The 20,791-nt window shown below is 63.7% G+C and carries 22 protein-coding genes; 15 read left to right on the top strand and 7 right to left on the bottom strand.

From position 1 onward, the window contains the following. Positions 1-65: 65 nt before the first annotated feature. The 6 genes from JGU72_RS12605 to JGU72_RS12580 all read left to right on the top strand — a co-directional run bounded on the left by JGU72_RS12605 (position 66) and on the right by JGU72_RS12580 (position 6,305). Entirely contained in the window at positions 66-848 is a 783-nt protein-coding gene (locus JGU72_RS12605; RefSeq protein ID WP_199684228.1) for a winged helix-turn-helix transcriptional regulator, read from the top strand. 263 nt (positions 849-1,111) lie between these two features. Beyond that, the gene (locus JGU72_RS12600) at positions 1,112-2,176 is read left to right on the top strand and encodes a YncE family protein (RefSeq protein WP_199684227.1); all 1,065 of its coding nucleotides are present in this window, start codon (positions 1,112-1,114) and stop codon (positions 2,174-2,176) included. A 184-nt stretch (positions 2,177-2,360) separates the two neighbouring features. Next, complete coding sequence (locus JGU72_RS12595) at positions 2,361-3,167, top strand: GGDEF domain-containing protein (RefSeq protein WP_199684226.1); 807 nt, start codon at positions 2,361-2,363, stop codon at positions 3,165-3,167. Positions 3,168-3,350: 183 nt separating this feature from the next. After that, entirely contained in the window at positions 3,351-4,223 is an 873-nt protein-coding gene (locus JGU72_RS12590; RefSeq protein WP_199684225.1) for a DUF4436 family protein, read from the top strand. A 95-nt stretch (positions 4,224-4,318) separates the two neighbouring features. Beyond that, positions 4,319-4,777, top strand: a complete 459-nt coding sequence (locus tag JGU72_RS12585) for an SRPBCC family protein (RefSeq protein ID WP_199684224.1) — start codon at positions 4,319-4,321, stop codon at positions 4,775-4,777. 64 nt (positions 4,778-4,841) lie between these two features. Beyond that, on the top strand, positions 4,842-6,305 hold the full coding sequence (locus JGU72_RS12580; protein ID WP_199684223.1) for a DHA2 family efflux MFS transporter permease subunit: 1,464 nt from the start codon (positions 4,842-4,844) through the stop codon (positions 6,303-6,305). Positions 6,306-6,878: 573 nt separating this feature from the next. On the opposite strand, the gene JGU72_RS12570 is transcribed toward JGU72_RS12580, so the two are convergent. After that, positions 6,879-7,568 (bottom strand): TetR/AcrR family transcriptional regulator, encoded by a 690-nt coding sequence (locus tag JGU72_RS12570; RefSeq protein ID WP_199684607.1) that lies wholly within the window; start codon positions 7,566-7,568, stop codon positions 6,879-6,881. A 230-nt stretch (positions 7,569-7,798) separates the two neighbouring features. Here JGU72_RS12570 and JGU72_RS12565 point away from each other — a divergent pair, with 230 nt between their 5' ends. Beyond that, positions 7,799-8,731 carry a hypothetical protein gene (locus JGU72_RS12565; RefSeq protein WP_307828414.1) on the top strand — a complete coding sequence of 311 codons (933 nt, stop codon included), beginning with the start codon at positions 7,799-7,801 and terminating at the stop codon, positions 8,729-8,731. A gap of 21 nt (positions 8,732-8,752) precedes the next feature. Here JGU72_RS12565 and JGU72_RS12560 read toward each other — a convergent pair whose 3' ends face one another. Continuing rightward, positions 8,753-9,328 (bottom strand): dihydrofolate reductase family protein, encoded by a 576-nt coding sequence (locus JGU72_RS12560; protein ID WP_199684221.1) that lies wholly within the window; start codon positions 9,326-9,328, stop codon positions 8,753-8,755. Positions 9,329-9,448: 120 nt separating this feature from the next. Between JGU72_RS12560 and JGU72_RS12555 the strand changes: the two genes are divergently transcribed. Together JGU72_RS12555 and JGU72_RS12550 are read left to right on the top strand one after the other, a co-directional pair. After that, a complete protein-coding gene (locus JGU72_RS12555; RefSeq protein ID WP_199684220.1) occupies positions 9,449-9,658 on the top strand; it encodes a hypothetical protein in 210 nt (69 codons plus the stop codon). Positions 9,659-9,814: 156 nt separating this feature from the next. Next, positions 9,815-10,372, top strand: coding sequence for a hypothetical protein (locus tag JGU72_RS12550; RefSeq protein ID WP_199684219.1), 558 nt, complete (start codon positions 9,815-9,817; stop codon positions 10,370-10,372). Between the two features lie 74 nt (positions 10,373-10,446). On the opposite strand, the gene JGU72_RS12545 is transcribed toward JGU72_RS12550, so the two are convergent. Next, on the bottom strand, positions 10,447-10,929 hold the full coding sequence (locus tag JGU72_RS12545) for a DinB family protein (protein ID WP_199684218.1): 483 nt from the start codon (positions 10,927-10,929) through the stop codon (positions 10,447-10,449). A gap of 285 nt (positions 10,930-11,214) precedes the next feature. Between JGU72_RS12545 and rox the strand changes: the two genes are divergently transcribed. Further along, positions 11,215-12,648, top strand: a complete 1,434-nt coding sequence (gene rox / locus JGU72_RS12540; protein WP_199684217.1) for a rifampin monooxygenase — start codon at positions 11,215-11,217, stop codon at positions 12,646-12,648. 46 nt (positions 12,649-12,694) lie between these two features. Continuing rightward, complete coding sequence (locus JGU72_RS12535) at positions 12,695-13,243, top strand: hypothetical protein (protein ID WP_199684216.1); 549 nt, start codon at positions 12,695-12,697, stop codon at positions 13,241-13,243. Here JGU72_RS12535 and JGU72_RS12530 read toward each other — a convergent pair. Further along, on the bottom strand, positions 13,234-13,890 hold the full coding sequence (locus JGU72_RS12530) for an HAD-IA family hydrolase (RefSeq protein WP_199684215.1): 657 nt from the start codon (positions 13,888-13,890) through the stop codon (positions 13,234-13,236). The two genes, JGU72_RS12535 and JGU72_RS12530, sit on opposite strands and share 10 nt — an antisense overlap. 97 nt (positions 13,891-13,987) lie before the next feature. On the opposite strand from JGU72_RS12530, the gene JGU72_RS12525 reads away from it, so the two are divergent. The 3 genes from JGU72_RS12525 (at position 13,988) to JGU72_RS12515 (ending at position 17,180) form a co-directional block, all read left to right on the top strand. Next, positions 13,988-14,365 (top strand): nuclear transport factor 2 family protein, encoded by a 378-nt coding sequence (locus JGU72_RS12525; protein ID WP_199684214.1) that lies wholly within the window; start codon positions 13,988-13,990, stop codon positions 14,363-14,365. Between the two features lie 183 nt (positions 14,366-14,548). Then, positions 14,549-16,729 (top strand): RNA polymerase recycling motor ATPase HelR, encoded by a 2,181-nt coding sequence (gene helR / locus JGU72_RS12520; RefSeq protein ID WP_374101113.1) that lies wholly within the window; start codon positions 14,549-14,551, stop codon positions 16,727-16,729. Positions 16,730-16,760: 31 nt separating this feature from the next. Further along, positions 16,761-17,180 carry a pyridoxamine 5'-phosphate oxidase family protein gene (locus JGU72_RS12515; RefSeq protein ID WP_199684212.1) on the top strand — a complete coding sequence of 140 codons (420 nt, stop codon included), beginning with the start codon at positions 16,761-16,763 and terminating at the stop codon, positions 17,178-17,180. A gap of 1 nt (position 17,181) precedes the next feature. On the opposite strand, the gene JGU72_RS12510 is transcribed toward JGU72_RS12515, so the two are convergent. Next, positions 17,182-18,072 (bottom strand): RNA polymerase sigma-70 factor, encoded by an 891-nt coding sequence (locus JGU72_RS12510; RefSeq protein ID WP_199684211.1) that lies wholly within the window; start codon positions 18,070-18,072, stop codon positions 17,182-17,184. A 171-nt stretch (positions 18,073-18,243) separates the two neighbouring features. Between JGU72_RS12510 and JGU72_RS12505 the strand changes: the two genes are divergently transcribed. Next, positions 18,244-18,729, top strand: a complete 486-nt coding sequence (locus JGU72_RS12505) for a carboxymuconolactone decarboxylase family protein (RefSeq protein WP_199684210.1) — start codon at positions 18,244-18,246, stop codon at positions 18,727-18,729. On the opposite strand, the gene JGU72_RS12500 is transcribed toward JGU72_RS12505, so the two are convergent. Further along, positions 18,722-19,849 (bottom strand): FAD-dependent oxidoreductase, encoded by a 1,128-nt coding sequence (locus JGU72_RS12500; protein ID WP_199684209.1) that lies wholly within the window; start codon positions 19,847-19,849, stop codon positions 18,722-18,724. The two genes, JGU72_RS12505 and JGU72_RS12500, sit on opposite strands and share 8 nt — an antisense overlap. After that, entirely contained in the window at positions 19,846-20,736 is an 891-nt protein-coding gene (locus JGU72_RS12495) for a DUF1295 domain-containing protein (RefSeq protein ID WP_199684208.1), read from the bottom strand. The genes JGU72_RS12500 and JGU72_RS12495 overlap by 4 nt, the downstream gene beginning before the upstream one ends. Positions 20,737-20,791 lie beyond the last annotated feature (55 nt).

Below are 20,791 nucleotides of genomic sequence, written 5' to 3'. Positions count from 1 at the left end.
AGGTCACGCGTTTACACTCCTAATTTAGTAGTGTTCACACCTGTTTCGCAAGTACAATCGGATGCATGAGCAAGAAGCGGCTGTTCGACGACCCCTGCGGCATCGCGCGAGCGCTGAACGCGGTCGGCGAGCGGTGGGCGTTGCTCGTCGTGCGGGAGCTGGTGTTCGGCCCGAAGCGATACTCCGACCTGCACCGCGGGCTGCCGCAGATGAGCCAGAACGTCCTCGCGCAGCGGTTGCGCGAGCTCGAAGCCGACGGCCTGGTGCGGCGAAGGCGCCTGGGACTGCCTGCGCCCGCCGCCGTGTATGAACTCACCGAGCGCGGGCAGGAACTGGAGCCCGTGCTCCGCGCGCTCGCCCACTGGGGCAGCCGCGCACCGCTACGCGAGGACGGCGCAGGGGAACTGAGCGTCGACGCGCTGCTGTTCGCCCTGCGCGCGACCTTCGATCCGGCACTGGCGGGTGAGCTGTCGCTGCGCTGCCAGCTGGACGTCGCGGGCGATCGGTTCCGCATCACCGTTGCGGGCGGGCGCCTCGAGTTGGACCGCGGTGAGCACGCCGAACCCGATGCGTGGCTGACCGTGCCGGAGGCGGCGACATTGCGCGATCTGGTGTTCGCCGGTGTGGCGCTGCACGACGCCGTCGAGCGGGCAGACACCGAGGTGGCGGGCGACACCGCGCGGCTCGCCGCACTGCTGCGCTGCTTTCCCGCAGCCGTGCGGTATCCGGCGCCACAGGACCCCGGGCCGCCGGATCCCGTGTCGCCGGGCCTCGGGTCACCGAACGCCGAACTCCCGGATCCCGCCGTCAGCGCAGGAAGTCGTCGGGGCACACGACTCAATCCCTGAGATTGCCGCCAAGATTGCCGCCGCGGTTCGGCCGGACGGCACCGCTGAGACTGCGGTCCGTCAGCGCGAATACGACGGAATCGAATACGCAGGGTTACCAGTAGTCGCGACCCTCGATAACGCTCCCCGCTCGCGCTACCCAGATGGCCTCAACCTGGCACTCAAGGTCTAGAAACAGCCACCCTGTAGGGACTGACGATCCAGCGGCCACTCGTCGACGATGGTATCCACAGCGGAACTTACTAGCGCCGGGAGGACCCGCCATGATCTCGAAGACCTCACGTATTTTTCTCACCCTCGCGGCGCTTGTGCCGCTCGCTGTCGGCTGCGCCGCGGACCATGAGTCGAGATCTGACGACCGAGCGGAAAGCAAACCGCCAGTTCCGGTGGTGATACCACTCAGCGACCGCGTCATCCAGCTAACCAGCAACCCAGACGACGTGGTGGTCGATGCCGCGTCGAAACGCGCATACACGACCGTCGGATTCGATGGCATCGTGGAAATCGACACCACGACGTTCTCTGTTGTCGACCAGTTCGCGGACGAGGAAAATCCGCTTGTCGGCGACCCGCACCACCTGGCCATCGATGCACACTCGGGCATCCTTTATGCGACCGCGCGCGAATCTGTTGTTGTCATCGATCTGGCCACAAACCAAGTCGCTGCGCGGATCGAGATCGACGGCGTACCCAGGGACATTGCGGTGGATCCGGTCACACACCTCGTCTATACCGCGAACCGTGCGATCGGGTCTGACATCGACGCGCCCGATCCCCCAGATGGCTCTATCTCGGTCATCGATCCGGCCACCCGAACGGTGACGGCGAACATCCCAGTCGAGGGTGAGCCTGTCAGTCTCGGTATTGATGGCGAGACTCAAACGGTCTACGCCGCCCACAATCGGGGGCGTTCGCTGACGATTATCGACGGTCGGTCAAACACCGTGACCGGTGCAATCGATCTGGGCGACCAAGGGAGTGCGGATGACGGCGAGATCGCTTTCGATTCGAAGTCCCGGACCCTCTACGTCATCAACGGCGGTGCCGGACCTCTCTATGCAATTGACGCCGCATCGAACACCGTGACCGCGAGGATCGACGTCGGTGACCACCCGAAAGGAGTCGCGGTCGATCCGGACATCCACACGGTCTACGTCACGCACTATCTCGAAGACGGATACGTCTCCGTCATCGACACCGAATCGAATGCAGTAGTCGGCAGGATCGAAGCTGGGACGTACCCGGGGGCAATCGCGGTCGACGTGACCACCCACAGTGGGTACGTCGGCATCTGGAACGACCACACGGTGTACGCATTTCAGCGATAAGGGCTTTAGCCAACACCCTCTTGCATGGGTCAAAATGTTCGTTTCCGACCAGCATCGCGCTGTGTCAGATCAAATGAGACGAGATAAGGGCGTGGTCGCTGCGCAACGGATGGCGTCGCCACTGCGACTACGATGACCGTACGGGGCCAGCCCGCCCCGACATGCGGACCGAACAGAGACCACAATGTCCGAAAGCGACGTTCCCGAGCCGCGACTGCACGACCCGAGCCGCCAATCTCGCGCCCAGGCCGGAGACCACCGAGACGACGCTGCGACGCGCCGCGACACCACTGCTACCCGACGCGACTCCGCCGCCGAGGAACGCGACCAACGCGCCGATGCGCGCGACGATCGCATGCATGCCCGCGACGTCGACAACGATGCGCTCGACCCGGACGTGAATTTCGAACGATGGGAAAGCCTGCGGGACCGGCGCAGCGCCGCGGGCGATCGGGTGGCCGCTGCCAACGACCGACTGTCCGCACAGAACGACCGCATCGCCGCCTCTCGCGACCGCGATACCTCCTCGATCGACGCACTCACCGGGGCCTACCGCCGCGACGCGGGTATCGTCGAGCTGGCTCGTGATCTCGAGGCTGCCAAACGCACCGGGCAGTCGATGGTGCTCGGCTTTCTCGACGTGGATGGCCTGAAGGCAGTCAACGACACCCACGGGCACTCCGCTGGCGACGACCTGCTGCGACAGGTCACCAAAGTCGTTCGTGCCCGACTTCGTCAGTTCGATCTGATCGTGCGCTACGGCGGCGATGAATTTCTTTTCTCCGCAGTCGGTTTGAGCCTGCAGGAAGCTGTCGAAAGAATGCGCGAAGTCGACACCGCGCTCCTACGGTCAGACAACGCAACAATCACCGTCGGCATGACCAAAGCGCAGACCGGTGACACATTGACCGCGGTCATCGACCGGGCCGACGCCGAACTTTACCGCCAACGCGAACTCAAACGGATCGCCGCCATCACCGCCCAAGCGTGATCGGAAGGCATCGGAGCGGTCCGACAGTCACACGGCCGTCCCCCGTGGGGTCAGCGGTCGAGGAGTTGACAGAGTTCGTCGCGCGACCGACACACGTTGATTTCGGCAGGTGAATCGCGCGCGCCACAACGCAACTGGGCGTTGAATAGAGGCCGGTACAGGCGGCGGAACGAAGGGGGGCTCATGCCGGAGCGTGGGCCGTTCGTCCGGAGATATCGCGTCCCGCTGATCGTGGTGTCGCTGGTTGTTCTGTATTGCGCCGTCTTGTTCGCCAGCGCGTTCGACGTCGGATTCGGCACGCAACGGCAATCGCCGCCGGATGCTTCGCGGGAATCGACCGAGATTGCCGTCGCGGTCCAGCAGATTCAGCCCGAAGTTCAAACGGTCGCGGTAACGGTCACACTGGTTCCGGGGAAAGCCCTGCTCGACGAACGTGGCCGGCTTCGCGACGCCGTGGTCATCGCACTGAATCCCGACACAACACCCGGCGACATCGTCTTCCCCGCCGGTCACCATCCTTCGACGCTTTCGACCAACGTGGCGACGGATGGCGATCTGGCGCGGTGGCCGTTCGACCAGTACGTCAGTCAGCCGTTGACCGTCGACGTGTGGCGCGAAACGGCGACCGGTCGCGAACCGATCGCCGCAACGGCACAAATCTCGAACGCCATTTACGGCTGGGACGTATCCCAAACTGCAACACCGGATTCGGCGGCGACAACGGGCTTCCGCTACACGATCACCCTGACCCGCGCACCGAGCACGTTGGCCTACGACCTCATGCTCGTGGCCATCCTCGTGGCGCTGCCGGCCCTCGGACTGTTCGTCGCGATCACAACCGTGCGCGGACGCCGCCCGTTCCTCGCACCACTCACCGGCTGGTTCGCGATCATGCTCTTCGCCGAAGTCCAGCTGAGAAACGCGCTACCCAGTGCTCCGCCACCCGGCAGCTGGGTCGACCGGTCGGTGATGATCTGGGCGCTCATCGGCCTCGTTGCAGCAATGACCATGTACATCGTGGCGTGGTGGCGTCACTACGAAACGCAGGCAACGTGACAGAGGGGTAAGCGATGGCTGGCAATGTTACGTCTACGATTCGGCGATTTCTCGTGCGGCCTGAAGACGTGGTTCGCACTCGTGATGATCACGGTATGACCGATCATGCGACGATGCTCATCGACGCACCGGTGCAACAGCTTTGGGGTTTGGTCACCGACATCACCGGCATGGGTCGGTGGAGCCCCGAGAATCGGAGCGGGCGCTGGCTGGGCGGTGCTGCGGGGCCGCAGGTAGGTGCATTGTTCGTCGGGGTCAATCGCATCGGACCGGTCGTGTGGACCACCCGCTGTGAGGTCACTGTCGCCACTCCCCTCGAACACTTCGAATTTCGAGTCCACATGGTCGGGCCCCGTTGGGGTTACCGGCTCGAGCCGCATCGCGGCGGCACGCTGGTCACCGAGTATCGCGAATGGCCGTACACCTCCGCCTTCAATCGCGCGATGCGCTGGTCCGGGCCGGTCGGGCGGCTACGGGACAACCATGCGCTACACGGGCTACCCGAGACGCTTCGGGCACTGAAAGCCCACGCCGAATCAAGACCGGCGGCGTAGCGCACAGACGCCAGTGACGGCAGCCGAACCTTGTTTGTCGGACTGCCGGGCTACGCTGCCCGTCATGACACGCTTCCGCGGCCTTGCGATGGCCGTTCTGACTTTCGCGATGTTCATGGATCTCATGGACGTCACCATCGTCAATGTCGCACTGCCCGCGATCCAGGAAGACCTCGGCAGCACACCGTCTCAGCTCGAATGGATCGTCAGCGGTTATGTGCTCGCGTTCGCCGGTGTGCTCATCACGTCGGGCCGACTAGGTGATCGTTATGGTCGGCAGCGCGTATTCATCGCAGGCATCACGGGTTTCACGATCGCTTCGCTGACTGCCTCGCTAGCGCAGAACGGCGAAACGCTGGTCGCCTCCCGGGTTGCCCAGGGGCTGTTTGCCGGGTTGATGGTGCCGCAGGTGCTGGCCAGCGTCCAGGCGCTGTACAAGCCACGCGAGCGCGCGGCCATCTTCGCGGTGATCGGGGTCATCACGGCGATGGCGGCGGTTATCGGGCCCGTCCTCGGTGGATGGCTGGTCACGAACAATCCCCTCGGCGGTGGGTGGCGGGCCATCTTCTTCATCAACATTCCGATCGGGATCGTCATCGTGATCGCAGCAGTTTTTCTTGTGCCGAACACGAAATCCGATCGCCCGTCGCCGCTCGATCCGCTCGGTGTTCTACTGGCCGTTGGCGGCATCTTGCTGATCGTCTACCCGCTGGTCGAGGGTCGCCAACTCGGGTGGCCGATCTGGTCGTTCGTTCTCATGGTTCTGTCCCCGGTGGTGCTGGCGGCGTTCGTTCTCAACGAACGACGCCACAGCGAAGAAAGCGCGATGATGCCGTTGCGGCTGTTCACCAATCGCGGCTTCACCGGTGGCCTCGCCATCCAATTCCTGTTTCAGGGGTCGATCAATTCGTTTTTCCTCATCCTCGCCCTTTACGTGCAAACCGGACTGGGCTTCACCGCCATCGTCTCCGGTGCTCTGACGCTGCCGTTCAGCATCGGCGCAGTCGCTGCGGCCGGCATCGCGGCAGCGCTGGTTGCCCGACTCGGCCGGATCCTGCCCGCCATCGGGGGCACATTGATGGCGATCGGTACCGGGTGGGTCATCTACGTCTTCAACTCCACCGGGCCCGACTACTCGGCGTGGGACTCCGTGATCCCGATGGCCGTCGCGGGCATCGGTCTCACAGTCATGGTCGTCCCCTTGCTCGACATCGCGCTGGCCACCGTCGACGCCAAGGATTCCGGCGCGGCATCGGGTGTTCTGGGAACGTTTCAGCAGGTTGGCGGCGCACTCGGGATCGCGGTGACCGGGGTGTTGTTCTTCGATGCCGCCGGACGCTATACGCAGTCGGAGCTGTTGCACGCGCTGACAATCGCGGCGTGGGTGCCGATCGTCGGTTATGCCCTGGCCGCGCTGTGCAGCGGGCTGCTTCCGGGTATCTCTGCGGTGAAGGCGCACCTGCAATCGATCGCGGACGAACCAGAGGACTTAGCTGTCGACGGTGCCAAAGCACCGTCCATCGCCTGACAAGCGATCAGATGCAGGCGGATCCGAAGATGCACGTCTGATTGTTCGGCACGGTTACCGAAGCTGGTTCAGCGGTCTTCGTGATGTTTGTGGAGTTGAATGTTGCCCACTCCTCTGTGAAGTCCGAGTTCACGCACCTCCAGTGGATGTCATAGGTACCATTCGGCACGTTTTCGAACACCACGGGAGCCGTTCCGCCAGCCACAACCTCTGTGTACGTGATGCCGAACGTCGGAGCGGACATGTTCGGATCGACAGTCCCAGCGGGAAAGCCGGCAACTCCGCACGTGATCGGCCCGCCCGAGTTGTTCGATACCACTGAAGTAACTTTGTTTCCCGCCACGCTGGCTGTCCCGGAAACATCGTTGGGTGCTGCGCCTGCTGCTGCGGGGGCGAACAGCAAGAAAAGCAGTATTCCCGCGATAGCGGCGAGCGTCCGAAGCGAGAGCTTCATCATCGACCTTTCGACGTGTGTCGGCCCAGTGGGATACCGGCTAATCAACCACACTCGCTGGTGGTCGTTCCCCGATTGGTGCAGATCGAAACACGGGAGCCTTATTCCGAATGGCCCGACTAAGCGTTCTCGGCATCGATGACGAGTGGGTGCGGCCGGGCATTGAAAGTCTCGACAGACGCGCCCTTGCCGTAGATGCCCGCGATACAGCTCCACACGATCATGACGAGATGGTCGACAAGTTGCTCGCTGCTCATCGTCTTGTGCGAAATCCATCGTTTAGTCGCAAGCTGAATGCCGCCGACCAGGAAGTACGACCAGGGCTCTGCTCCAGTAATCGGCATGCCCACGTCTGCGATTCGCCCGGTCAGTATCACGGCAACCGCGTCGGCGATCATCCGCTCAGCTCGGGCGTACGCAAATTGGCCGGACTCGGCTGACGTCAGGTACAGGTAGATGTCTGTGTCTGTGTTGACGACATCGACATAGGCGGAGATCACAGACCTAACCCGCTCTAGATCGTCGAGTTCGGCGGCCATTATTTCGAAGATACGAGGTGCGAGGACGACCTCGACGAATCGCACCATTGCGGCGTTGGTCAGGTCGTCTTTGTCGGTGAAATAGCGGTACAGGACGATTTTCGAGATACCGATCTCGGCGGCGATCTGGTCCATGCCGATGCCGGGACCCAATTTGCGAATCGCCGAGATTGTGCCGTCAACGAGATTGTCGCGGCGCGCTTCTTTGTGGTCCTGCCATCGCTGCTTGCGACCATCCGCCTTCGACGGGTCGTTCAAGTTTTCCGGCATGGTCACTGTCTTCGCCCTGCGTCGTCCGTAGTCTGGCTCGTCTACTTTAGGCGAGTTGTTGCGAAAGCCTGCCATCGTAGGGTCCGATGCGCGGATCTTGACACCGCGTTGATCATGGCGTTTCACTGAACGCAAGCTTGTGCTAGCTCGCCCGGTCATGCTCTGGGAGGTTGACGTATGCGCTGCAAAGGGACATTTCGTTCGCACAGCGACTATGCGTCCTATTTCCAGTGAGCGACGCCGCTGATTCCATGTTCGATCTGATCCTGGCGTTGGGGATTCGTTCCGGCGAGATCCTCCGTGTTCGTGTTCACGACGGCTCGGTAGACGCGTTGTACGCCGATGCGGCGGGCCAATTTCCCGACGGGATCGTCGTGGACGGACGCCAGGTCTACTGGACGACGATGGGTCGACCGACCAGACGGCCTGGCATACCCGGTGAAGGCGGCCTTGACTATTCAGCACACGATGGTGGCGTGCATGTAATCGATTACGACGGCACCGAGCGTCGCGACGTCACAACACCCGGTGCGATCACGACCGGCAAGCAACTCGCGCACGATGGGGCGGGACGGTTGTACTGGTCCGACCGTGAAGGGTATCGAGTCAGCCGCATCAACACCGATGGGTCCGAACTGACCGATCTGGTGGTGAACCCCCGTGACGAGAACGGACTCGGCGAGTGTGTCGGCGTTGCCGTCGACACCGCACGACGGCAGCTGTACTGGACTCAGAAAGGCCCGACGAAAGGTGGCCGCGGTCGGATCTTTCGCGCTGGCCTGGACATCCCATCCGGGCAGACCGCGCAGACGCGCACCGACATCGAATTGCTCTGGGACGAACTACCCGAGCCGATCGACCTGGAAATCGTCGACGACCACCTGTACTGGACCGACCGCGGAGCGCCGCCCAACGGCAACACACTCAATCGCGCCCCGATTCCGGGTCCCGGCAAATACGGCACCGATCCGCAGATTCTCGCTGGCGGCTTCGCCGAAGCCATCGGTCTGGCCGTCGACCCCGCAGCCGGCGTGGCCTACGTATCCGACCTCGGCGGTCGCATCTGGCGGGTTCCGGCGTCGGGCGGCGAGCCTGAAGTTCTCGCCGACCTCCGAACGCCGATTTCCGGCATTGCCGGCCTCTCCTCCCCCGCGTCGAGTTGAATCGGTTGTCAAACGTGTTGGTCAGTGCAGGGTCGGTCGGTAGATGAGTTGCTGGATATTGCCGTCGAGCGTCTGGCTGTCGATCAGTTCGAGGTCGAAGTCGGCGGCGCCCGCGAAGATCGGCGCCTGCCCGGTCTGACCGGTGATGACCGGAAAGAGTGTCACCTGGACGCGGTCGACGAGGCCGGCGGCCATCAGCGCCCGGTTCATCGACAGGCTGCCGTGTGAGCGCAACGGTACGTCGGACTTCTCCTTCAGGCGGGCGACCACGTCGACGGCGTCACCGCTCGCCACCGTCGCGTCCGGCCAGTCGAGAGGCCCGACCAACGTGGATGACACCACAGTTGCCGGCATCTCCACCATCCGGGTGACCCATGGGTCATGAACTTCCGAATTCTCTGTGCTCGTTGCCAGCATCTGCACGAACTCTCGATATGTGTTCGCGCCGAATACCATTCGCTGCTCCTCGGCAAACAGGGCGTGTCGATGATGCAGCAACTCAGGACCTTGCTTGCCCCAGTAGCCGGTCCAGTCACCAGTGGCGGAGCCGAACCCATCGAGGCTGGAGAAGACGTCGAACGTGTATGTGGCAGTCATGTTGTTCCTCCCGTGAGTGAGGCGGCCGGGTTGGTTGCCTCTCGACTACTCCACGAACGGGCGGCGACCGATACGACACGACTCAGCGACAATTTCCGTCGGACACTTGTTTTTACAAGTGTGGGTGCGACGCTGACAGCCCTCGACACACGTGAGGCGGTCGCAGCCGGCATCGCCACGTGCGGCCGAGAGCCGCACCCCGCCGCGGACTACGGCTTCATGAACCAGCGGCAGCTCAACGATCCTGACGGCAATATTCTCGAGCTCGGCTTCATGGATCCGGTTGCGGCCGCACAGGGCGCCGAAGCGTTGACGAACCAGCAGGTCTGAGGTCAATGGCCGCACGTGCTCGAGCGCTTTGCGAGCACGTTCCACGTGGCCGCCTGAGCTCGGAAATCGACTGTCTCGCCGTCGATTAGTCGCCGTATACGCGGACCACTTAGCTATCGTGACACCTGACGAATCCGCGTGTCTCGAGGAGAATCGATGACGGACCTGGCGAACGCTCGACTCGAACTGCTCGCCCGATTTCGGGACATGTATCAACGCTGCCGGTTCGACCTCGACCTCTTCGACGTCGACGCGGGATACCTGCAGACAACGTTGTCCGATGACGCTCGAATGCCGTTGCGGTTCTTCGTCGAGTACAACAACGTCTGGTGGTTCGCGATCATCAGCGGCGTCGATGTTCCGTCGATCGGATACGACGCCGAAAGCGACTCAGGATCGATCGTCCTCGACATTCGCTACGGCGACGACGTACTTCGTGCAATGCAACATGTGCACTTCGGGGATGGCGTGATCAATCGAATCCGAACCTACGCGTCGTCGAGCTTCTTCGCCGGACCCAGCCCGCTCGTGAGGCTCGACGCCCGCGGCAACGCAGTGTGGCTCGAGACCGGCTACGACCTGGAAACCTCCCGACAGGCCGCGGAAGTTTTCCTCGCAACACCGCTCGGCACGTACTTCGCCGAACTTCCGGCCACGGCGGCAGCGGTCGAACGGATCCAGGTCAACCTCGCCGACCTGCGCGACCGTTCCTGATCTAGCCCTGGTCTACTAGGGGCTCTCGATGACGCCCGCCACGGAGGCCATCACGAGCGCCCTGTCCGCCGAGGTCACCTGCCGACTGCACCGTCGATTTGTTCGCGCAGAATGTCGGCGTGCCCCGCGTGGCGTCCGGTCTCCTCGATCAGGTGGACGAGCACCCAGCGCATCGTCGGCGCTGACTGTCGTGCCCGCGATCGCGGAGCCGGATTGCCCAAATCTGTGCAGGCTTCGATGATGTCGTTTGCTCGTCGCACTGCCTCCCGGTACTCCCCCACAATGCCGTCGACCGTTTCGTGCGGCTCGGGCCGCAGCGTCGCTTCCCAGTCGTCGACGTTCTCGCCAAGGAAGTAGAACCGCTCGACTTTGGTCAGGTGCTTGACCAGGCCGAGAAGATTAGTGCCGGACGGCACCCCGGCGGTCCGGACTCGTGGCTCGGGGACGCCCTCGACCTTGGCCGCGATTGCTCGGCGCAGATAATCGAGAAAGCCGACCAGAACCGCTTTCTCGTCTGCGCCGGTCCGGGGCGGTCGTGTATCGGTCATCTTCGGCATCGGCGCTGGCTCCAGACCTCGTCCCTTTAGGCAGGCATCGCTTCCACCATGACGTTTTCATCGATTCTGCCTGCGCTGAAACCCAGGTGGAACGCTGCGACGAATTGGTGCAGGACGTCGATGCCGTTGCCAGGCAGCACTGTGAGGGTAGGTGGATCCCCTTCCCTTTCAACATATATCGCACCCCGGGTCTTGCGGCAAGACCCGGGTCGTGCTGCAGAATCGTCCACCGTAGTCATTGACCTGCGCAAAGCTGTCCGAAGTGTTCTACGAATTGGGGGTTTCATGATTGACGTGATTGTGGCCGGCGGCGGACCGACCGGCGTCATGCTCGCCACCGAACTGCGCCTGCACGGCGTGCGCGTGCTCGTCGTGGAGAAAGAGGAGGAGCCGACCAAGGTGGTTCGGTCGCTCGGACTGCACGCGCGCAGTATCGAACTGATGGACCAGCGTGGGCTGCTCGACCGGTTCCTCGAGCTCGGGAAGAAGTACCCGGTCGGCGGTTTCTTCGCCGGTATCCGGAAGCCGGCCCCTGAGCGGCTCGATACCGGACACCCGTATGTGCTCAGCATTCCGCAGACGGTTACCGAACGGCTGCTCACCGAACATGCCGTCGAGGTCGGCGTCGAGATCGTGCGCGGCCGCGAGCTGGTCGCGCTGAGCCAGGACGACGACGGGGTTACCGCTGAGCTGACCGACGGCACGCAACTGCGCTCGCGGTACCTCGTCGGTTGCGACGGCGGCCGCAGCACGGTTCGAAAGCTGCTGGGGATTCCTTTCCCCGGCGAGCCATCCAGGGTCGACACATTGCTGGGTGAGGTCGAGCTGACTGCCTCGCTGGAAACGATCAACGCAGTCAACGAGGAGGTTCGAAAGACCCAAGTACGTTGCGGTGCAATGCCGCTCGGGGGCAACGTCTTCAGGGTTGTTGCGCCTGCCGACGGTGTCGCCGAGGACCGATCTGTTCCGCCGACCTTCGACGAGCTGCGGCAGCAGATGGTGGCGACTGCCGGTACCGACTTCGGGATGCACTCGCCCCGTTGGATTTCGCGGTTCGGCGACGCCACCCGGCAGGCCGAGCGATACAGGTCCGGCCGCGTTCTGCTCGCTGGCGACGCTGCCCACATTCACCCGCCGATCGGCGGGCAGGGCCTCAACCTCGGGATCCAGGACGCGGTCAACCTCGGCTGGAAACTGGCCGCCGACATCAACGGCTGGGCACCGGACGATCTTCTGGATACGTACGAAGCCGAACGGCACCCGGTGGCCGCAGATGTATTGGACAACACCCGCGCACAGATGCTCCTCGTGTCACTCGATCCGGGCGCGCAGGCAGTGCGTCGGCTGCTGTCGCAACTTATGGATTTCGACGAGGTCAACAAGTTCCTGACCGAGAAGATCATTGCGATCGGAATCCGCTACGACTTCGGCGATGGGCACGAGCTACTCGGAAAGAGGCTGCGTGACATTGCGCTGAAGCGGGGACGTCTCTACGAGCTGATGCACCGGGGCCGCGGTCTGCTGCTCGACCAAACCGGACTGCTGTCGGTCGACGGTTGGGCAGACCGGGTCGACCACGTCGTCGACGTCAGCGAGGAACTCGACGCTCCTGCTGTGCTGCTGCGACCGGACGGCCATGTCGCGTGGGTCGGCGAAGACCAGAAAGGACTCATCGACCAGCTACCCAGATGGTTCGGCTCTCCCTCTCCTGGAATTTGAATCTCAGAAGCGGTCGGCTCCGCACGCCTTTCGGTCAGAATGACTTATGGTCACGCTTCCAGCGTTCGTCTGGCGAGGCGGTTTCGTCCGCCGTGCAGCGACGATCGGAATCGGCTTCGGTGGCGCGCTCGGAGCTCTGGCGTGGCTCGACTCCGGGATGTTGCTTTCCGGTGCAATCGTTTTCGTAGTGAGCGGTAGCTGCTACGGCATCTGGATGGCGCGGCGGATGGCGCGGTACTGGCCCGAGTCCACCCAGCTGCCGGATGCAGAGCGGGTCGCGCTCGTCAAATCCGCGCGACGCGGCGAGTCACTCACCGACCCCAGATTGGCGTCGGCAGTCATCGCCTACTGCGGCGGAATTCGAGCAGCCGTCGAGACGTCTCGAATGTTTCGTTGGGTGTTGTGGTTCGTTCTGGTCGTGGCCATGGGTGTAGCGGTTTACGACGCTGTTCTGGGGTCGGTCGGCAACGGCATTGCATCGGCCGTCTACCTCGCGGCGCTGGTGGTGGAAATCTTCTGGTGGCCGAAGCGTGAAGCCGAACTTGTGGCGAATTGCGACCGTGCCGCCGAGTCGGCCAAACAGATTCAGGCCTGATCCTCGACCTCCGACGTCAATCGGATTGTGTTGCCCGCGATGTGCATTCGCAGTTCGGTGAGGTCGGCGACATGCAGGTCCGGCGCCAATTCGGCAGCCCGCCGGCCGACTCCGACGACCCGCATCCCTGCAGCCCGGGCCGCCTGAATACCCGCTTCTGAATCCTCGAACACGATGCACTCTTCTGGCGGCACCCCGAGTTGGGTCGCGGCCGAGAGGAATCCTTCTGGATGGGGTTTGCTCGCCCGGACGTCATCGGCCAGTACGCGGACCGCGGGCATTGCAATGCCCGCGGCGTGCATTCTCGCGGTTGCGAGAGCATGATCTGCCGAGGTGACCAACGCGTGCGGGAAACTGCCGATCGCCTTCATGAGCGCTAGAGCGCCCGGGATCTCCGCAACGCCGTCGACGTCCGCCGTCTCCGCGGCTAGCAACTCCTGGTTGTCTGCGATGTTCTCGGCCATCGGCCGATCGGGTAGCAACTCAGCCATGACGACTTGGCCTTGCTTCCCGTGAATATCCTTCAAGACAACTTCCGGATCCAACTCGTGCTGAGTTGCCCAATGCCGCCAGCATCGCTCCACCGCGGCGTGCGAATCCACGAGCGTGCCGTCCATGTCGAGCAGCAATGCGCGGCCGATGAGCATGCCCTCAGTATGCCCGGCCGAGATCGACATCGAAGCTTGCTCGTTCGGCATCCCATTCGTCCAAGACTGTCGTGGTCGAAGCGACGATCCTGGACCCATGACTCAACAGACACTCGACGCCCTCACCCAGCTCGTTCGTGACTGGGATGCTGCCCTCGTGGCCAACGATGCCGAAAGGATCGCGGAATTCGCCACTCCCGATTGGACGTTCGTTTCGCAGGACGGCGTGTATGCCGGTCGGGATTTTCTCCAGTCGGTTGCCAAGGGCGAGGTATCGCACGACACGATGAGCAGCGAACTGGTATCCGTTCTCGACCTCGGCGACGTCGCCGTCGTCATCGCGCGGGTGGTCAACACGGGGCACTACCAGGGTCAGCGGTTCGAGAACGACGAGTGGACGTCCGACGTCTTCGTCCGCCGGGACGGTCGCTGGCGTTGCGAACTCACTCATCTCACTCCCGCACGGTCGCTTTGACGACAATCAGGCCGTAGACGACGGCCCTCGGGAAACGAAAAAGGAAGGGAGTTCGCTCCCTTCCACTTTCAACATATATCGCACTGGGGGTCTTGCCGCAAGACCCGGGTTGTCCCGCATACTCGCTGACCTAAGCCATTTGCCGGCGAATTGGGGGTGGCGAAAGTGCATGCGCTGTCGGCGATGCCGCCCGACCAATCAGCCACGAAGGGAGTTGCGTTGACCCAGGTGACCACGAGTGCGTTCAACCTTCCCGACAACCTCGCGCACAAAGACGACCCGGCACTCATCGCCGGCGACGAGGAGCACTTCGCCGCGATTACGCAGACCCTGGAAAAGTCCATCGCCGACCTGTCCGACCAGCTTGCCGACCTCTGGAAGGCGCCGGGCGGTGTGGATCAGGCCGCGATGGAGCGTGACGAAAAGATCCACCGCGTGTCTGCCGATCTTCGCACCTTGCGCCGCTACGGCCTCGACCTCTGTCTCGGCCACATCCTCAGCGCAGACGGCTCCGAGCCGGTGTACATCGGCCGGCTCGGCCTCATGGACCGCGCAGGTCGGCAGCTGCTCGTCGACTGGCGCTCCCCTGCTGCCGAGCCGTTCTTCGGAGCGACCCACGCGAATCCGCTGGGTCTGACTCGTCGGCGTAGGTATCGATGGACGCGCGGCCGGATCAGCGATTACTGGGACGAGGTGTTCACCGCGGACGGCCTGGAGACCGACGCTGCCCTCGACGATCAATCCGCATTCATCGCCAGCCTCGGAGCCAATCGGTCGCCGCGGATGCGCGATGTACTCGGCACCATTCAGGCAGATCAGGACGCAATTATTCGCGCCGGGTCGCGCGGCGCTCTCGTCGTGGACGGTGGCCCCGGCACGGGCAAGACTGTCGTTGCCCTCCACCGCACGGCTTACCTCCTCTATTCCGACCCGCGGCTCGCGCACAATCGCGGCGGTGTCCTGTTCGTCGGGCCGCACCAGCCCTATCTCGCCTATGTGGCCGATGTCCTCCCGAGTCTCGGCGAAGAAGGTGTGCAGATCTGCACATTGCGGGACCTCGTCTTCGAGGGTGCGGCCGCAAAGGCCGAGGCAGACCCGGAGGTTGCCCGCCTGAAGGCAACGGCAGGTCTGGTGCACGCGATCGAGTCCGCGGTCCGCTTCTACGAGCAGCCGCCCACGAATGGAATGACGGTCGAGACGGACTGGGCCGACATCTGGCTGAGTCCCGACGATTGGGCCGAGGCGTTCGAAGCACCGGAACCCGGCACTGCGCACAACGAGGCACGAGAGCAGGTCTGGGAGGTGTTGCTCGCGATCCTCGTCGACAAGAACACCAGCGCGGTTTCGGCCGCCGAGCTCCGGAAGTCGTTGTCGCAGAACGTAGAACTGCGCGCGGCTCTGAACCGGTCGTGGACGTTGATCGAAGCCGCCGACCTCGTAGGCGATCTGTGGTCGGTTCCGGCATATCTGCGAAAATGCGCGCCGTGGCTGCGGCCCGAGGAGATTCGGCAGTTGCAGCGCGCGAACGCCCAGGACTGGACACTGTCCGACCTGCCACTCCTCGACGCGGCGCGACAAAGGCTCGGCGACCCCGAATGGTCGGAGCGCAAGCGGCGGTACGAGGCAATGATCGCCGCCGAACGCAGGCAGATGGACAGGGTCGTCGACGAACTTCTGCAGGCCGACGACGACGAGAAGATGATGTCTCAGCTGCGCCAGGACGGTATGCGGAACGCCCTCGTCGACGAGGCCGTCCTCCCCCACTCCGATCCGGACCGGCTCGCCGGTCCGTTCGCACACATCGTCGTGGACGAGGCACAGGAGCTGACGGACGCAGAGTGGCAGATGTTGCTCCTTCGCTGCCCGTCCCGAAGTCTCACCATTGTCGGAGACCGGGCCCAGGCTCGGCACGGGTTCACCGAGTCGTGGCAGGAACGGCTCGAGCGAGTCGGCATCGACAAGGTAGAGCTTGCTCCGCTGAGCATCAACTACCGAACGCCCGAAGAGGTGATGAGGGAGGCCGAGCCCGTGATCCGGACCGCGATTCCGGACGCCAACGTGCCGACCTCGATCCGCAGCAGCGGAATCCCCGTTCGGCGCGGGTCCACTTCGGAGCTGGGTCGGATTCTCGAGAACTGGCTCGGCGCACACGCGGACGGAATCGCGTGCGTGATCGGCGATCGTTCCTTCCGCGGGACATCGCGCGTGCGGTCCTTGGCGCCGGAGATGGCAAAGGGCCTCGAGTTCGACCTCGTGGTTGTGGTCGACCCCGAGAGGTTCGGCACAGGCATCGAGGGAGCAGTCGACAGGTATGTGGCCATGACCCGGGCGACCCAGCAACTCGTCATCCTCACAAGCGACTGAGTGTGTCGGACCCGATGGCTACCTTGGTGTAATGAGTCAATATTCGATGAACCCGAGTGAGCGCGAGGAGTTTCTCGCGGGAGTCCATATCGGTGTGCTCGCGGTCGGGCGGGAAGGAAAAGCGCCGCTGGCGGTACCGGTCTGGTACCGGTACGCCGACGGCGTCGTGGAGATCGCAACTGCCGCCAGTACCCGAAAGGTCGCATTGCTGCGCGATAATCCAGAAGCGAGCTTCTGCGTGCAGCGGGAGGACAACCCACCCGCGTACGTCACGGTCGAGGGCGAGGTCACCCTCGAACCTCTTCCGGACGGTGCGGTCGCCGACATCGCCGGTCGCTACATCGGTCCGGAGAACGCCGCGGCTTTTGCGGAAACCTCGCCGGACGACACGTTGTTGCGACTGCACGTGCGTCGTTGGCGCTCAACTGATTACGCCAAGATGAGCATGTAGGTCATCGTGTGAGCGTCGTTTCGCGGCCCACTCGCGATATCTTCTCGGGATTGCGAACGATGTAGAGCCCGGTGATCAGACCGTCGTCGATCCGTAGGGCGACAACGTTGTCGATTGAGCCGTCGATCCGGACAACGAGGGCCGGGCAGCCGTTGATCTGTGCCGGCTCGGCCGACGCCGCGCCGTCCAGTCTGGACAGCCCTGCCCCGAGCAATCTGGCGACCTTGTCCGCACCGACAATGGGCCGCTGCACCGCACGTACGACACCACCGCCGTCGCCGAGCAGCACAACATCCGGAGCCAGGATATTCAGCAGGCCCTGTAGGTCGCCGGTGTTGATCGCGCGCTGAAACGCCTCGAGCGCATCGTGCGATGCCGCCGCGGAAACAGTTCCGCGAGGTCGGCGTGCGGCGACGTGCGCACGTGCCCGGTGCGCGATCTGGCGGACCGCGGCGGGGTTCTTGTCGACGGCGTCCGCAATCTCGTCGTACTCCAGATCGAACACTTCGCGCAGGACGAACACCGCGCGCTCAGTAGGTGCGAGGGTCTCCAGAACGAGCAGCATCGCCATGGACACGCTGTCGGCCAGCTCTACGTCTTCGGCAACGTCGGGCGCAGTCAACAGCGGCTCGGGTAGCCATGGACCGACATACGATTCCTTGCGCCGCCCAAGCGTCCGCAACTGCGTAAGTGCTTGCCGCGTGACGATCCGCACCAGGTATGCCCGCTGATCGCGAATCTCGGCGAGATCGACGTCGACCCAACGCAACCAGGTCTCCTGCAGAACGTCCTCCGCGTCTGCGGCCGAACCGAGCATCTCGTACGCGACGGTGAAGAGCAGGTTGCGGTGCGCGATGAACGCCTTGGTTGCAGCGTCCGTCCGCTTACTCATGGCTTGCTCCTTCGCTTCGTGCTCGGTCCTGTCACCCATAGGACGCCGGTCCCCACGGTTGTGTGACACCCCCGCACTATGACGCACGTCACAGTGCGGTCCTGTCACGTGCGTCGGGTCCTCGGCATCTTGTGTACGTCGAGTTACACCACCACGAGTAAGGACGAAGTCATGGAATCCCGATTCAACTTGTTCGACAACGCGATCGCCGTCAAGTTCGCCAAGCGGTTCATCAACGTTGCCCAGGTCATCGACCAGTCTCCGCTGCCCAAGTCGACGCAAGAATTGGTGCAGATCCGGGCGAGCCAGATCAACGGCTGCGGATACTGCGTCGACATGCATACCAAGGACGCGGCAGCCGCCGACGAATCCCCGGTCCGGCTCAATCTGGTCGCCACTTGGCGCGAAGCCACGGTGTTCACGGAGGCCGAGCGCGCCGCACTCGCGCTTGCCGAAGAGGGCACGCGCCTCGCGGACGCGCATCACGGAGTGTCCGACGAGACGTGGGCGCATGTGCGCAAGAATTTCGACGACGACCAGATCGCCGCACTGGTCGCCGTGGTCGCATTGATCAACGCGGCAAACCGGATCAACGTGATCGTGCGGATGCCGGCGGGTTCGTACGTGCCCGGCATGCTCGCCGCCGCGCTCAACTGAGCGGCGATCTCGGCCGCCGGACCCCGCGGTAGATGCCGAGCCGGACGATCAAGGGCTGTAGCACGGTGTCGATCGTCCACGACGGAAAGCGAAACGCGCGGCCATTGGGCGCGAAGACCTGCAATCCGTTCGGCTGCGCGCCGAGAACCGAACCCCACCTCGTCCGCGGTGGCCGGTAAATGCGGAGCGGCCGACCTGCCAGCTCGGCGCGGATGTTATGCGCCAGAAGGTGATCCGCTCGATTGCGGGCTGACGTTCGCAGCGGGTCGGTTGCGGCTACGTCCCCGATGGCGAAGACGCCGGGATGGCCGGGAACGCGTAGGTCGGGGTCGACGCGGACAAAGCCGGTCTCGTCCAGCAATTCGGTCGGCAGCCAGTCGGTATTCGGCCGCACCCTACCGATCGCCCAGAGCACGGCATCGGCGGTCGCGGGCGGCTGGCCCGTAGTCCACCGGACTGGTTCGCCGGTGATCTCGTCGCCGTCGAATCCGTCAGGAACGACTGCGCGGTGCTGGGGGTGCAGCCCGACACCGAGAGCGCGCAGGCGCCGGCTGACGGTTCGCCATACACGCGGATGGTGTCGCGGAAGTGCCTGTGCGCCAGGGTAATAGAGGTCGACGCGAGTGGTCGGCCAGGTCGAGGCAATGTTCGCCGCGCTGCTGACCGCGGCGGCGCCGCCACCGATCACCAGCACTGACGACGCTGCGGCAATGCGCTCGTGGGCGGTGCGCACGTCGTCGTCGACGTCTCCGATCGATTTGAAATCGGCTGTTCGCCAGAACCCATTGGTGACACCTGTCGAGATGACGAGGACGTCGTAGGCCTCTTCGACGGTCGAATCGTCAGCGAGCCGAACGGACACAGCGTGATTGGGAAGATCGAGACCCGTCAAGGTTCCGTGCACTGTGCGGACCGTGTCGAGGCGACGGAACCTGTCGAAGCCGATCCTGTAGTCGCGGGCCCAGGCGTCGGGGCGCGTCAGCCGAATGCCGAGTTCCTGACCGCTCACGAGGCCGGGTTTGGCCGAGATGCCGACCACGTCGGCATGACGAGCCAGGTGAATTGCTGTGAGAAGACCGCTGTCGCCGAGTCCGGCGACGACCACGCGCGGTCGGCTCACACTCGGACTCGCCGGGGCGGACGGGGTACGAATCGCGGCACGCGGTCGATCACGGTCTGATAATCGGGCCGCCTCTCCAAGCTGCGCTTCTCCATCATCGGAATACTTGCGCCGAGGAACATCGCGAGCATTGCGACCGCGCCGATGAACAGCCACCACGCCTCGGCGGGCGCGGCTGCGACACCGAACAGTGCAAGGGCGAACCAGAAACCGACCTCGCCGAAGTAATTCGGGTGCCGCGACCAGCTCCACAGACCGCTCGACATGACCTGCCCTGGTTGCCGCTCGCTGGTGAAGCGGTGCATCTGCAGATCGGCAACAAACTCGAGCGCCACCGCCGCGAAGCCAACTACGAAGGCGACGATGTCGAGCCAATTGAATCCGCGTGCAGGCGCCGTGACCGCGACATAGACCGGGAGCAAGCCCAGAAAAACCTGTCCGGTCGGAACGAGGTGGATCGCGATCAGGTCTACGACGAACTCTCCCCGTCCGGCGCGGTCGCGAAGCAGCGGGTACCGCCAATCTTCATGGCGCAGACCAGGCCACGCGTAGACCCAATTTCCAGTCAGGCGAATCGCCCACGCGAACACGAGCATCGCGATCAGTGCACACCGGACCTGGTCCGTACCCGGGCTGCTGTCCACCCACCAGTACAACGTCAACAGCGGCGGAAGGACACTCCAATACGCGTCATAACAACTGGAATTGCGGTAATAGCGGCTCGCACCGAACACGACGAGAGTTGCGAGCACATCGGCGATCAAGGAATCGAGCCATAGCCGACCCGTGTCCGGACCCCATGTCAGCCACGAGAAACCCACGACGAACGCGACCGAATACACGGCCGAGATACGTGTCAGCGACGCTGCTTTGCCCACGCGCTCCACAGTAGAACCACCGGGCAGATTTCGAAGTCGTCTGGGCGGGTCTGGTTTCCTGGCA

Origin of the sequence: Antrihabitans auranticaus, from assembly GCF_016481275.1 — a bacterium.
Lineage (GTDB): Bacteria > Actinomycetota > Actinomycetes > Mycobacteriales > Mycobacteriaceae > Antrihabitans.
Note: the sequence above shows the minus strand (reverse complement) of the source record. Positions and strands in the feature narration are given on the sequence as shown.

Coding starts and splice junctions, on each gene's coding strand:
- JGU72_RS12530 (WP_199684215.1), bottom strand. CDS start 13,890: ATGCTCATCGGCCGCGCATTGCTGCTCGACATGGACGGCACGCTCGTG.
- JGU72_RS12515 (WP_199684212.1), top strand. CDS start 16,761: ATGAGTCAATATTCGATGAACCCGAGTGAGCGCGAGGAGTTTCTCGCG.
- helR (WP_374101113.1), top strand. CDS start 14,549: ATGCCGCCCGACCAATCAGCCACGAAGGGAGTTGCGTTGACCCAGGTG.
- JGU72_RS12550 (WP_199684219.1), top strand. CDS start 9,815: ATGACGGACCTGGCGAACGCTCGACTCGAACTGCTCGCCCGATTTCGG.
- rox (WP_199684217.1), top strand. CDS start 11,215: ATGATTGACGTGATTGTGGCCGGCGGCGGACCGACCGGCGTCATGCTC.
- JGU72_RS12570 (WP_199684607.1), bottom strand. CDS start 7,568: ATGCCGGAAAACTTGAACGACCCGTCGAAGGCGGATGGTCGCAAGCAG.
- JGU72_RS12510 (WP_199684211.1), bottom strand. CDS start 18,072: ATGAGTAAGCGGACGGACGCTGCAACCAAGGCGTTCATCGCGCACCGC.
- JGU72_RS12545 (WP_199684218.1), bottom strand. CDS start 10,929: ATGCCGAAGATGACCGATACACGACCGCCCCGGACCGGCGCAGACGAG.
- JGU72_RS12525 (WP_199684214.1), top strand. CDS start 13,988: ATGACTCAACAGACACTCGACGCCCTCACCCAGCTCGTTCGTGACTGG.
- JGU72_RS12585 (WP_199684224.1), top strand. CDS start 4,319: ATGACCGATCATGCGACGATGCTCATCGACGCACCGGTGCAACAGCTT.
- JGU72_RS12560 (WP_199684221.1), bottom strand. CDS start 9,328: ATGACTGCCACATACACGTTCGACGTCTTCTCCAGCCTCGATGGGTTC.
- JGU72_RS12580 (WP_199684223.1), top strand. CDS start 4,842: ATGACACGCTTCCGCGGCCTTGCGATGGCCGTTCTGACTTTCGCGATG.
- JGU72_RS12590 (WP_199684225.1), top strand. CDS start 3,351: ATGCCGGAGCGTGGGCCGTTCGTCCGGAGATATCGCGTCCCGCTGATC.
- JGU72_RS12605 (WP_199684228.1), top strand. CDS start 66: ATGAGCAAGAAGCGGCTGTTCGACGACCCCTGCGGCATCGCGCGAGCG.
- JGU72_RS12595 (WP_199684226.1), top strand. CDS start 2,361: ATGTCCGAAAGCGACGTTCCCGAGCCGCGACTGCACGACCCGAGCCGC.
- JGU72_RS12600 (WP_199684227.1), top strand. CDS start 1,112: ATGATCTCGAAGACCTCACGTATTTTTCTCACCCTCGCGGCGCTTGTG.
- JGU72_RS12535 (WP_199684216.1), top strand. CDS start 12,695: ATGGTCACGCTTCCAGCGTTCGTCTGGCGAGGCGGTTTCGTCCGCCGT.
- JGU72_RS12505 (WP_199684210.1), top strand. CDS start 18,244: ATGGAATCCCGATTCAACTTGTTCGACAACGCGATCGCCGTCAAGTTC.